This window comes from Microvirga sp., assembly GCF_014699075.1.
GTDB lineage: Bacteria > Pseudomonadota > Alphaproteobacteria > Rhizobiales > Beijerinckiaceae > Microvirga.
Genome location: NZ_JACXAB010000019.1, coordinates 22,455 through 34,876 on the forward strand (window position 1 = coordinate 22,455; position 12,422 = coordinate 34,876).

10 protein-coding genes, 1 tRNA gene and 2 pseudogenes are annotated in these 12,422 nt (G+C 61.0%); 5 read left to right on the plus strand and 8 right to left on the minus strand.

Going from position 1 to position 12,422, the window contains the following annotated elements:
- Positions 1–568 precede the first annotated feature (568 nt).
- Entirely contained in the window at positions 569–1,711 is a 1,143-nt protein-coding gene (locus tag IC232_RS20305) for an IS630 family transposase (protein WP_190846777.1), read from the minus strand.
- A 39-nt stretch (positions 1,712–1,750) separates the two neighbouring features.
- On the minus strand, positions 1,751–2,158 hold the full coding sequence (locus IC232_RS20310) for a hypothetical protein (RefSeq protein ID WP_190846778.1): 408 nt from the start codon (positions 2,156–2,158) through the stop codon (positions 1,751–1,753).
- Between the two features lie 141 nt (positions 2,159–2,299).
- On the opposite strand from IC232_RS20310, the gene IC232_RS20315 reads away from it, so the two are divergent.
- From IC232_RS20315 to IC232_RS32490, 3 genes and pseudogenes are all read left to right on the plus strand, one after another.
- On the plus strand, positions 2,300–3,571 hold the full coding sequence (locus IC232_RS20315) for a four-carbon acid sugar kinase family protein (RefSeq protein WP_190846779.1): 1,272 nt from the start codon (positions 2,300–2,302) through the stop codon (positions 3,569–3,571).
- A gap of 29 nt (positions 3,572–3,600) precedes the next feature.
- Positions 3,601–4,605 carry a 4-hydroxythreonine-4-phosphate dehydrogenase PdxA gene (gene pdxA / locus IC232_RS20320; RefSeq protein WP_190846780.1) on the plus strand — a complete coding sequence of 335 codons (1,005 nt, stop codon included), beginning with the start codon at positions 3,601–3,603 and terminating at the stop codon, positions 4,603–4,605.
- A 195-nt stretch (positions 4,606–4,800) separates the two neighbouring features.
- A pseudogene (locus IC232_RS32490) lies at positions 4,801–5,585 on the plus strand (MBL fold metallo-hydrolase).
- A gap of 1,307 nt (positions 5,586–6,892) precedes the next feature.
- Here the strand turns inward: IC232_RS32490 and IC232_RS20335 are convergent.
- The 6 genes and pseudogenes from IC232_RS20335 to IC232_RS20360 form a co-directional block, all read right to left on the minus strand.
- Positions 6,893–7,033, minus strand: a complete 141-nt coding sequence (locus IC232_RS20335) for a hypothetical protein (protein WP_190846783.1) — start codon at positions 7,031–7,033, stop codon at positions 6,893–6,895.
- A gap of 89 nt (positions 7,034–7,122) precedes the next feature.
- Positions 7,123–7,866, minus strand: a pseudogene (locus tag IC232_RS33315) (DNA cytosine methyltransferase).
- Between the two features lie 409 nt (positions 7,867–8,275).
- Positions 8,276–8,366, minus strand: a tRNA-Ser gene (locus IC232_RS20345).
- A gap of 110 nt (positions 8,367–8,476) precedes the next feature.
- A complete protein-coding gene (locus tag IC232_RS20350) occupies positions 8,477–8,740 on the minus strand; it encodes a hypothetical protein (protein ID WP_312895207.1) in 264 nt (87 codons plus the stop codon).
- A 163-nt stretch (positions 8,741–8,903) separates the two neighbouring features.
- A complete protein-coding gene (locus IC232_RS20355) occupies positions 8,904–9,137 on the minus strand; it encodes a hypothetical protein (protein WP_190846785.1) in 234 nt (77 codons plus the stop codon).
- A gap of 254 nt (positions 9,138–9,391) precedes the next feature.
- Complete coding sequence (locus IC232_RS20360) at positions 9,392–9,895, minus strand: YidB family protein (RefSeq protein ID WP_190846786.1); 504 nt, start codon at positions 9,893–9,895, stop codon at positions 9,392–9,394.
- A gap of 192 nt (positions 9,896–10,087) precedes the next feature.
- Here IC232_RS20360 and solA point away from each other — a divergent pair, with 192 nt between their 5' ends.
- Together solA and IC232_RS20370 are read left to right on the plus strand one after the other, a co-directional pair.
- Positions 10,088–11,242 carry an N-methyl-L-tryptophan oxidase gene (gene solA / locus IC232_RS20365; protein WP_190846787.1) on the plus strand — a complete coding sequence of 385 codons (1,155 nt, stop codon included), beginning with the start codon at positions 10,088–10,090 and terminating at the stop codon, positions 11,240–11,242.
- Between the two features lie 31 nt (positions 11,243–11,273).
- The gene (locus IC232_RS20370; protein ID WP_190846788.1) at positions 11,274–12,392 is read left to right on the plus strand and encodes a branched-chain amino acid ABC transporter substrate-binding protein; all 1,119 of its coding nucleotides are present in this window, start codon (positions 11,274–11,276) and stop codon (positions 12,390–12,392) included.
- The last annotated feature ends 30 nt before the right edge of the window (positions 12,393–12,422 follow it).

Sequence of the window (12,422 nt, forward strand, 5' to 3'; positions counted from 1 at the left end):
GCCGCGGCATAGCCGAATGCCCCGGATCTTCTTGGTGAGCTCCACTCGCCGGTGCATCCTGCATCGAAGCTCCCGGAGGTCTATGCCAACATGCGTTGCTACGAGACGTACGTGGAATTATGCCCAGTTTGCGCTAGGTCTCTCGAACAGCAGTCCGCCGGACGTTTGCCCCCTTGGTGTCAGCATCTGGCACATCTCGGAAGAAACGCTTTGATCTGCTCATGAGGCGGTGATCGGACCTTCATTCCATCTGCGGTTGGTTACTCCTTGACCCTTAGCGTTCCTGGAGGAGCCACTTGTCCAATCTTATAAGCAGATGAGATGGATGGCTGCCACTGACAGAATCTGAGTGTCAGGATAGATTGCTATCAGGCAAACTCGAGCAAGGAACTCTCCACCATGGGAGTTACCACAGTCGGTCTAGACTTGGCCAAGCGTGTGTTTCAGGTCTACGGAGTGAATGCTGAAGGCACCACCGCGACAGTGCCACGCCATCAGCGCACTCGAACGTTGCCGTCTTACGAGTTCATCTGTGGCTAGTACATCGTTTTTGAATTCTCGAAGCAGTTCATGGGGCTGCACGCGCTTCAGGGGTGCCCAAGCCGTAGGACCATTTTGGAGCAACCGGGGTGTCGTTGCAGGCCTGGATGAAAGCGGTGATCCGCTCGCACAGCTCCTGCCGGCTGGCGACGCGGATGTGGCGCAACACCGAGCGGGCCATCTTGGAGAAAAACGTCTCGACATAGTTGAGCCACGAGGCGTGCTTGGGCGTGAATACCAGCTCGAACCGCCCGGGACAGCTGTCCAGAAAGCGGCGGGTCTCCCGCGAGCGATGGGCGGAATGGTTGTCCAGGAGCAGACGGATCCGCCACTCGGCCGGATAGCTCGCATCGAGGCGGCGCAGAAAGGCCACGAACTCGCAACTGCGATGGCGTTGTGTGAGAGCGTGATGAACGACACCTGAGACCAGGTCCACCGCAGCGCTGAGCGTCACGGTGCCCAGCCGTTTGTATTCATGATCCCGCTGAACTGTTGGATACCGGCCCGGCTGCGGCGGCCGGTCCGGGGCAGTAGGAGCAAGCGCCTGCAGCCCCGGCTTCTCATCATAGGACAGGATCGCCACCCGATGCCCCTCCGGCGCGACATCCTGGAGCTGTTGCGCGGCCCGATAGACCTCAACCACCGCCGCCAGGCGCTCATCGAAGGCAGGATCACGCCGCTCCAGATAGTAACGGACCTTGTGCGGCCGGACCTCCTGCTCCTGGAGAATGGCCCGAACCGTGCTCGGCACCAGAGTGGCCAGGCAGGGGTGGCCGGCCGCGGGCCCGAGGCGACGGGCATGGCTGGCCAGAAGCCGCAAGGTCCACAGTTCATGAGGATAGCCCAGGGCCTTGGGCTGGGCACACGCTTGCCCGACCAGCCACAGCCGCGCCGCCGGCGTGATCTGGCGCGGGCGTCCGGAGCGGGGCAAGTCGTCCAGTGCGCGGATGACCCCGACCGCTGCGGCTCGCCTGGCACAGCGTCTCACCCGCTGCCGACTGAGAGCAAGCCGGGTTGCGGCTTCACGCACGCTTCGGCCCGTCGCCAACTGCAGCACGATGCCGGCGCGCTCGGCATGGTGACGGGGAGCGGTGCGCGCCTGGGCGAGCGTGCTCAGGAGAGAGTGATCTGCCGCGGTGAGAGGCAGAACGGACACAGTCGCACGGGACATCGCGCCTCCTTGTTCCAGCCCATGGGGCGCAACGGCGCGTCACACCGGGTGCAGATGGCCGTCGCTCTCGATCAGCCGCAAGGCCTCGGTGAGGGAGACCGAGCGGTGAAGACACCACCACTCGCCCGTATGGCGATACCAGGACACATCAAAACAGTCGCGGCCAACATACTCCAGACGCGCAAACGGCGAATCGAACTCGGGCTCGAGCGCGTCTGGATCATCGCAGCGGAAGCGCTGCAGGAAGCGGTATTTGTTGCCATGCCATTTACCCAGGATGGCCACCGGGTAGTTGAACGCGGTACTGGGCCGGATCTCGGGCAGGAAGCGCGGGCGCAGCACCTCGGCCAGAAAGCGCTCGCAGGCGGCGGTAATCGCCACCTTCTCCGGTTCAGGCGGCTTCTGTCCCACTTGGGAGCGAACACGGACCCATTGCCTTCCAGCCATGATGGCTCCACCACCGTGATCCTGGCTCGAAGTTACCGCGAGGGCGCCAAAGCGCAATGCAATCCCTCACGAGCCTGATCGGCAGTTCAGAATCGATGTACTAGTAAGTATGTCTCTAGAGGCTGGGGTAGCCGGACGCCGATGACTGAAACGTTTATCATTGCTGACGACCTGACTGGTGCCGCAGATTGCGCCGTTTCTTGCGCCACGGTGGGCGCCGACACGGTGGTTCTCCTCGATGCGAAAGCCGATCCGGGCGGTGCAACTGCTGTTTCAGTCGATGTGAACTCACGGGCCATGACGGCCCAGGAGGCCGGAGCCGCCGTCATAGGAGTTGTCCAACAGCTCTACAGCAAGAGCACACGCATCCTTTACCACAAGATTGACTCTACTTTGCGTGGCAACTGGCCATTGGAGCTTGCCCATATCCGTCAAGTCGCAACCAATGTGCTTGGGCATCCGCCCCTTGTGATTATTGCACCCGCTTTCCCGGGAACGGGACGCGCTACGATCAACGGGCAGGTGTTCGTCAACGGCACCCCGCTCGGGAACACAGGCCTCTGGAAACAGGCGGGCTTGGCAGGTTCCGGCGATCTGCGGGCTATCCTTGAGGATGCAGGGTTCAGGGTCGGAATGGCCACTCTCGAGCAGGTCGCGCTCGGTTCAGAGGCACTCAAGGCGCGGCTCGCAAAGTCGGCAGAAGTCGGGTGCGATGTTGTTGTGTGCGATGCTGAGACAGACGACGATCTGCTCACAGTTGCGGCCGCATCACTCATGCTGCCGGGAAAGCCGCTTTGGGTCGGGTCTGCAGGCCTGATGCGGGCTCTCGTTACGGCCAGGGAGGGGGAGGTCGTTCCCTCATCAGTCCCAATATGGGCGGCGGCAAGGCCCATTCTTGCTGTCGTGGGCAGTGCATCCAGTGTGTCACACACGCAGTTTGATGCGCTGGCAGAGGAACAGGGCGTCATATCCCTAACCATTCTGCCGTCAGCTCTACGGGAGAGCAATGCCCTAGACCAAGTGCAGTTCTATGCGCGAACACTGGATGCGGCTTTGACATCGGGGTCAGACGTCGCGGTCACGATTAGGGGTGAGGTAATCAACTTACAGGAAGGGCCGCAGCTTGCTGCGGCTTTGGCGGAGCTGATTGCCCCGCGCCTGTCCCAGGTTGGCGGGCTTATTGTGACCGGTGGCGAGACGGCACGAGCGATTCTGGATCGGGCTGGCATATCAGGGTTGAGAATCCAGGGCGAGATCGAGCCCGGAGCATCCCTTGGAGTATCGACCGGTGCTATTGCCATCCCGGTGATCACAAAGGCCGGGGCCTTTGGCGATCCTGCGACTTTGAAACGGTGCCGCGCAGCCCTGCAAGGTCGTCGGAGCAGTCGTTCCAATTCTGCAGTGAGCGAGTAATGTAATCTCTTGGAGAGAGGGATGCGTGCATGAATCAGCCTGTCATAGCGATCACAATGGGCGATGCGGCCGGTGTCGGTCCCGAGATCATCATGAAGGCGCTTGCTCATCGGCAGGTCTACGAGCGGTGTAACCCCCTGATCATTGGAGATGTCAACCGCCTGCGGCAGGCCGGTGAGATCGTCGGATCCTCCCTGATAGTTCGACCTGCGTCAGGTCCGCAGGAGGCTGCGTTCGAGTATGGATCGGTTGATTGCATCGATCTCGGCCTGATTCCGTATGATTTGCCTTGGGGCAAGCTGTCCCCGCTCGCGGGCGATGCGGCATTCCGGTACATTGAGCGGGCGGTCGCACTAGCCTCAGTAAATGAGGTTGATGCCATTTGCACGGCCCCGCTCAACAAGGAGGCGCTCCACGCAGGAGGGCATCCCTTCCCGGGCCATACCGAAATCCTAGCGGCACTGACGCGTACGCCGGAAGTCTCGATGATGCTGATGACACCGAAGTTGCGCGTCATCCACGTGACCACCCACATCGGCTTGATCGATGCCATTGCGAAAATCGAGCCGGGGGTGGTCGAACGGACCATTCTGCGCGGACACGAGGCCCTTGTGCGCTCGGGGATCGCCAGCCCCCGCATCGGGGTGTGCGGGATCAATCCTCATGCCGGCGAAAACGGACTGTTCGGCCGTGGTGAAGAAGAGCAGAAGATAGAGCCAGCCGTGCAGGCCCTCCAGGCGCGCGGCCTCCATGTCGAAGGCCCTCTTCCGGCTGATACCCTGTTCTTCCGCGCCCAACGCGGCGACTTTAATCTCGTGGTCGCCATGTACCACGACCAGGGCCACGGCCCGGTCAAGGTCCTTGGTATTGAGGACGGCGTCAATGTCACCGTGGGGCTGCCCGTGATCCGCACGTCCGTTGACCATGGCACAGCCTTCGATATCGCCGGAACGGGCCGGGCTGACGAGCGGAGCATGCTTGAGGCCCTTGAGCAGGCCATCCTCTTGGCGCCGCAGCGTGCGCCCCTTGCCTGAAGGCCTCTGATGTCGGGGGCTCTCGTCTTATCGTGGTAGCGGCCGGAGGGAATCATTTGCGGCGCGAGAGACCATGTGAGCCATCGGCTTGTGGTCTGGCGACTTCCAATGCCTTCATCTTCAATGTTCCGCCGGCATCCTGGAGGTTTACGACTTTCCTGATCTAGGACAGTGGAGGCGCCGATGATAAGATTGATGCAAATCGCCTGTGCGGTTGCTGCATGGCTAGGCCTGAGCGCGCGGTTGTCTGCTACTTGGGCGGAGTCGGAAAGCTGCCCTGGCCCGATTGCCTTCCGAGACACTCTGTTGTCATGGGCTGCGTTGCGCCAAGACGAGGTTGACCTTACCTTCGTGGGCCACGCCACCTTCCTGATCGGGATACCGCAGGGAGTACGGATCGCCACCGACGACAGCGATGGCACACATCCGCGCGTCACGCCCGACGTGGCCACGATGAACAAGGCGCACTCCACCCACTTCAGCTACGTCCGGATCCGGGAATCAAACATGTGCTCAAGGGCTGGAACCCCGCCGGAGGGCCTGCCGTCCAGGACCTGACCGTGCAGGATGTGCGCATCAGGAATGTGCCAACGAACATCCGCAGCTATTGTGGAGCGACGGAATACAATGGCAACTCTATCTTCGTGTTTGAGACCGCCCAGCTATTCATCCCTCATTTGGGTCACCTGCACCACACCCTCTCGCCCAAGCATTTGAAGAAGCTAGGGCGCATCAATGTTCTGCTGGTGCCGGTGGATGGTGGTTACACGCTGGAGACGTTCGACATGATGGAGGTGCTGCGGGCAATCAATGCTCCGCTGATGATCCCGATGCACTTCTTCGGACCCTCTACCCTCAACCGATTTCTTGAATCGGCTCGGGAGGACTTCCAAGTAGAGTTTAGCGACACTGCGGCCATCACCCTCGCGCGCCGCGCTGCCGAAAACTACGAAGATCCTGGTCCTCTGCCGGGGCGCTGAACAGCTGGAAAACAGCTCCATCCAACCATCTGACTTTTAATCAAAGAGCTCTGGATTCGAGTCCCAGCATGCTGGTCCCAGACACCCCCATATCCGCTTCTGGACGGTCGTGGCCGAATCTGATCGCCTTGGCCGGGGCAGCGATGGTCTAGCGGCCCATCCTCCACTTAAAGAACATAGTCACCATTTCAGAGGGGTAGCCGCTGTCGGAAACGAGGTTGCCTACTGCTGAGACATTGGTGGTTTGATGATTTGAGCCAAGGCAGTTCTGTTAGGAAACTTTGGCCTTAAGCTACTGTCGGCGCCCACCCTGCGGACTTGAGGAATAAGTCAACAAGTAGAAGAATTTAGATCAACGGAATGGCGGAGACGGAGGGCTTCGAACCCCCTCCGTACACTTTCCAGGGTATTTGGAGGGTAACTCAGGGCCAAAATACATAATGAACTCAATGGCCCCTTACCCTGGGCTACCCCTCGATGTCCTTCAATTATCCCTGGAATTATCCCTGAGAATGGACCAATGTGATCGCTGCTTTGGCCCGAGATAGCGCTAGGGGAGCCGGCAACGGCTTGATTGGACTGCGCCCTTTCTCAAAGCAGGGAAGGCCCAGCTCGTAACGCTTCGGGCGTGAGAGAGGGGACAACCAATGGTTGGGCATCTGCTCCCGGGCGGGCCTTCCATTCACTTTGGTCCCAGGGATAAGGGAGCCGCTTCGGCGGCGGCGCGCTGGGCCCGGCGCGTCCCAAGAATATTGGTCTGGGGCGAAGTATGTTTGAGTGGTTACAGGGGCTTTCGGGCGGAGCCGCTGCCTTCGTGGGGTCGCTAACTGGGTCCGCAATTGGTCTGATCGCCCTGCTGCTGGGCGCGCTTTTCAATGCTTACCTAAATCGGCGGAGGGATGATGCGCTCCGCAGCGCCGACGCGCGCTCAGTTGCTGCCGCACTGCGAGCTGAGCTGATTTCTATCGAAGAGATGCTGCTTGCGAATGCAAAGACCCTCGGCAGCGTCAATGGCGAGGATTCTTTCTACACTCCGAACGTTGGGAATTTGGTTCGGGTGATGCCTGAACTAATCTCTAAACTTGGGCTACTCGACGTCGAAACCGTCAAAGCGATTTTGAGGGCTTACGGGCTGATCGACCAGCACTCACAGCAACTCATTCTCCTTGGTGGCATTCCCACGGGAGCTAAGGGCCTAGACGGGCGCTTAGTGCTCATGAGAAATCAGCATGCTCCTCTCACAGCTCAGCTAAACCGAAATTATGCTCAGACGGTGCGAGAGGCGGTTGACCGCCTCGACCCATACGTCACCCCGAAATCTCGTATGAGATCGCGGCCTCGCGCAGCTTGAGCCGCAGCCGGGCGATCTCGAACGCTGCATCGCTCGCCAGGCGGTGGTAGTGATCAGCCTCCTGGATGCTCCCGCCACAGGCGTTGCGGCGCCACATCCTGATTTGCTCGGCACGCGCAGCTTCCTCCTGTCGCAAGCGGGAGAGGATGTCGTCAGTACTGACGCGCTGGATCTCGTCGAGGTCACTTATGTCAGGCCGCCTCCTGCTGCGCGTCCAGCGAGAATAGTAAATGCTGCTGCTGCCACTCTTGGAACCTGTCCGTTCCCAAGGGCTGTAAGCTGCTCCACCCGCGCGGCCACCCCATGAGCCAAGATACCCACTCCGGGTTCAGTGGGCCATTCAGCTCCTTTTCGGAAACCATGGTGCGCAACTTCGCCCGTGCTCCCGATCCGCCCCATTTGCACAGGGCTGCGCCGCCGGTTGCAGTCACTGCTGTTGGCGTGGGCCACAATCCAGATGCGCTCTCGTAAATGGGGAGCGCCGGTGTCGGCTGCAGATACGACACCCCACTCCGCATCGAACCCCATCTCGGCCAAGTCTCCGAGAACTCGTCCAAGCCCTCTAGAAGTGAGCATTGCGGAGTTTTCCACGAGGACGTAGCGTGGTCGTACCTCGCGAACGATCCTTGCCATTTCTCGCCAGAGCCCGCTGCGCGCTCCATTGATGCCAGCTCCACGCCCCGCGGCACTGATATCCTAGCAGGGAAAGCCGCCAGAAACGACATCAAGACGGCCACACCAAGGGCGTCCGTCAAAGGTGCGAACGTCATCCCAGATCGGGAAGGGCCGGAGAAGTCCGTCATTCTGTCGAGCGGCAAGTACGCTTGCGGCGTGGGCGTTCCATTCGACTGCGCAAATTGTTCGCCATCCGAGCAGATGGCCTCCGAGTATTCCTCCACCAGCGCCCGCGAAAAGAGCCAACTCATTCATTTTATCTCATTATCTCAAAATATTGTTCATCCTCCAGGCGTACCCAGAGCCCCTATGTGCTTCAAATAACAGGTGAATTATTCACAGGCTCATTTGCGCGGCCGCTTTCAAGCGCGCCAACGAAAGATTGTAACTCGGAAACGGAACTGTGGTGATTGGTTTTGGCTATCGGTGTCTTCCCGCCGATAGCGTCTGCTCGTACTGAGGGTAAGGCACTGTTGAGTCATGCGCCGGGCAAGCTAGGACGCTCATGAGCAAGAGGCCCGATGGTCGGATTTCCTAAGCGGCGCAAGGATTTACGAACCGGGTTATCCCCGCAGTTACCACAACTCTTTCCACTGAATCCCAAGCTTATTATCCCTGGAATTATCCCTGTGAGATAAAAAGCTCAATGATTTCAATGAGTTAGTGGCGGAGACGGAGGGATTCGAACCCTCGATACCCTTTTGGGGTATGCTCATTTAGCAAACGAGTGCCTTCAGCCGCTCGGCCACGTCTCCAGGCGAAAAGGCAGGATCGGGATCCCGCTTCGCAGGTGGCGCAATAGACGCGAACAGGGTGCTTTCGTCAAGGTCCAAATTCGCCGGCCGCGGAGGGGCGGCAGGGCCCGTCAGGAGGCCGGAGCGGCCTCCGCCATGGCATAAAGATCCTTGATCTCCTCGAGGCCCCGGATTGCAGGTCCGGAGGGCCTCACGATGACGGCGCTCAGCTGCCGGAACTTGTCATCGGCCCAATCCTCGACAACCAGGGTGACCGCGTCCCGAAGAGTTAGCGTCGCGACTTTGCCGGCCATGGTCTGGCCGACAGGACCCTCAAACGGGCGATTGAGCGCAAGGAGGTCGACCATCTCGTCGAGATTGTAGGCTGCAATCACAATCCTCTCCAATGAACAATCCGAACAATCTCGGCTTTTGGGCATACAATTGTGGCAACTGAATGCCCAAGCTTGCGGCAGGCTGGCCTTGGTCAGGAGGCATGGACCTAAAGCGCCCTTTATCCCCAGGGTTGACGCCTTGAGTGCGATAGAATGTTTCGAGTCAGTTCAAACTCGCCCTTTGTGCGCTGTTGTCCGGAAGCGGAGTCGTTGCCTCGGCTTCATCCGGTAAGATGAGGACGGAAACGGCATGGCCGCTGGAAGCGAGACTGTCGGCGGCATCGAACGCAGAGCGCTCCGCGTCCTGCCATGTTGCAAACGCCGTCTGCTTTCGGTCCGCGTAGGTGACCAGCCACTCGCCCTGAAACTTGAAGACGACAAACCGATCCGTATGCATCAGCTTCTCCCTCACTCCGCCCTTTGACGAAGCGGGAGAAGCCTATCCGATTGCGAGGCGCGTCGGGGAAAACGATGGGGGTAGGCGACCAGGACAAAAGGGTAGAGTTTCTCAAGTCACAGCGATCACACCTCAAGAAGGATAGTCTGCCCGTCGCCGGCGCCGCTCTCAGGAGTGTCAAAAGATCGACTGCGCCCCGGATTTGGGCCGGGAGCGCAGCGCTTGTACACGATGAATCCGGTGAAGCAGTTCGACTAGAATTCCTGCTCGCTCGGAACGCGCCCGTTGGGTGTGTACTGATCCACCGCTTTTGGCAGCTCCCTCGACAGGCGAGACAGAAGCTCCTCGCGGGAAAGCCCGGTCTGCTGCGTCAGCGTCGCGAGCACGTCGGGATCGATAGCGTGCTCCAGTTGGTCCGGTGCAACCTCCTTGTTGGGACCGGTGCCCACCCAGGAATCGACCGTGTCGCCATGGCCGTTCTGGCGGAAGCTGTTGATCAATTCACCCAGGCCGCCGCTCACCAGGCCGCCGGGGCTCGCATTGCCGCTCAGGCCACCCAGAAGCCCGCCCAGGCCTCCGCCGCCGAGAAGGCCACCGAGCCCGCCCATTCCGCCCGACTGCTGGCCCGCTCCTCCCGGCAAACCGGTCCGGTTGCCCGAGGCGCCGCCGAGCATCTCGGCAAGTTTGTCCCTGTTCTGGTAACCGGCAACGGCCAGAAGGCCCAGAAGCGCTGTCATGGATGGAAAGCCGCGGCTCATGTCGTTTCTCCTCATTCGATGGACGGGGAATCGCAAGTGCACCGAAAGGGTTCCCTCCAAGCCTCTTTTTCCGGCTGAAGCGCCGTGCAAGAACGTGAATATGGGTTGGCAGGGGTGCAGAAGGCTTTACGCTGTCGACCGTATCAGCCGCGATGCCCGCCATCCTGCGCAGTAGGCGGTGAAGGGAAGTCGATGAAGACATTCGATGTAGCGGTGATCGGGCTCGGCGCCATGGGCAGCGCTGCTCTGTTCAACCTGGCCCGCCAGGGTCACCGCGTCGTCGGCATCGAGCAGTTCGAACCAGGCCATGACAGGGGATCGTCGCACGGCGAGAGCAGGATCATCCGCCTGTCCTATTTCGAGCACCCGTCCTACGTGCCTCTGGTGCGGCGGGCCCTGGAGAAATGGCGCGAGCTGGAGGACGTCTCCGGCGAAACGATCCTGACGGTGACGGGTGTTCTCGAAGCGGGTTATCCGGGATCTCCCATCGTGAGCGGCTCCCTCGATGCCTCCAGGCAGCACGGGCTGACTCATGACGTGTTGACCGCGGCGGAGATCACCCGGCGTTTTCCCGGCTTCAAGGTTCCGTCTCACTGGACCGGCCTCTTCCAACCCGAAGGCGGGTTCCTTCGGCCGGAACTGGCCATACGGTCCTTCGTGCGGTTGGCCGAGAAGCAGGGCGCGGAAACCCGCATGAACACGCGTGTCGTGGCCATCGAGCCCTTCGGTGCGGGGATCCGGGTGCGGACAGACACGGAGGTGATCGAGGCCGGCTCGGTGATCGTGGCGACCGGTGCGTGGATCGGCGACTTCGCGCCCGCGCTGACGCCGCATCTCAAGATCACCCGTCAGGTGCTCGGCTGGTTCTCGCCGCTCGAGCCCTCGCTCTTCACGCCGGATCGCTGCCCGGTCTTCCTGCTCGAATCCGAAGACGATGCCTGCTACGGATTCCCGGATTTCGCCGGCACCGGCGTCAAGACAGCCTCCCATCGGGAGGGAACGGTCCTGCCGACGGCAGGTGACCTGGCGCAGGATGGCGGTCCCGCCGACGAGGCGCAGATCCGGCGGATGCTCAAGCTGGCGATGCCGGATGCGAACGGCCCCCTTCGACAGATGCGCGCCTGCATGTACACCCGTACGCCGGACGAGGATTTCGTGATCGATCTCTCGCCTGTCGACCCGCGGATCGTTCTCGCGTCGCCATGTTCGGGACATGGCTTCAAGTTCGCCAGCGTCATCGGCGAGGTGTTGGCCGACCTTGCTCTGGGGAAGACATCTGCGAGCGACATCTCCCGTTTCCGGGTCCGCCGGTTCGGAGCACAATTGGTTCAAGACGCCAACGCATAGAAACTAAACAGTCGAACATGGAGGCAAGCCCATGAAGAGAGCATACGCCTATCAATTGTCTGCCCTGTCCCTGCTGGTCAGCGCTGGCTTCGCGCAGGCTGCGGAGATCACCATCGCGGTGGCGGGCCCGTTGACGGGAGCGGTGGCCAGCATCGGCGAGCAGCTCAAGAACGGCGCCGAGTTGGCCGCGCAGGCCATCAACAAGAATGGCGGCGTCAACGGCAACACGATCAAGATCGTCGTGCATGACGATGCCTGCGATCCCAAGCAGGCCGTCGCCATTGCCAACCGCATCATTTCCGACGGCGTCAAGTTCGTCGATGGCCATGCCTGCTCCGGTTCCTCGATCCCGGCCTCCGAGATCTATGCGGAGGCCGACGTGCTGATGATGAGCCCGGCGTCCAGCAATCCGGCCATGACCGACAAGGCGGCGGAGCAGGGCTGGACGACGATCATGCGCCTCTATGGGCGCGACGACGCGCAGGGCCGCTTCATCGGGCCATGGATCAAGCAGAATTATGGGTCGAAGAAGATTGCGATCCTTCACGACAAGAGCGCCTACGGCAAAGGGCTGGCGGATGTGGTGCGGGCCTCGCTGAACGGCGCAGGCGTCAAGGAGGTGCTGTACGAGGGCATCAACGCCGGCGAGAAGGACTACACGGCGGTGGTCAATCGCCTCAAGAGCCAGGGTGTCGAGTTCCTGTATTTCGGGGGCTACCACACAGAGGCCGGCCTCCTCATGCGCCAAGCCGCGGATCAGAACTACAAGTTCCAGCTCATGATGGGCGACAGTCTCGCGACTCCGGAATTCGCCTCGGTGGCAGGACCTGCGGCTGAGGGAACCCTTTTCACCTTCCCGCCCGATGCCCGCCGCAGCGAGGCGGCCAAGGAGGCGCTGGCGCAGTTCAAGCAGATCGGATTCGAGCCCGAGGGCTTCACCCTGTTCTCCTACGCGACCGTCCAGGCAATCGCGGAAGGCATCAGGAAGGCCGGCAGCGCGGACCCGAAGGCGGTGGCCAAGGCCCTGCGCAGCACCAGTGTCGACACGGTGATCGGTCCGGTGACCTTCGACCAGAAGGGCGACATCAAGGACCCAAAATACGACATCAATGTCTGGAAGGGCGGGACCTACAGCAAGCTGGCCCAGTAGGCGTGTGGGTGGTTGATCGGCGAGGGCGGC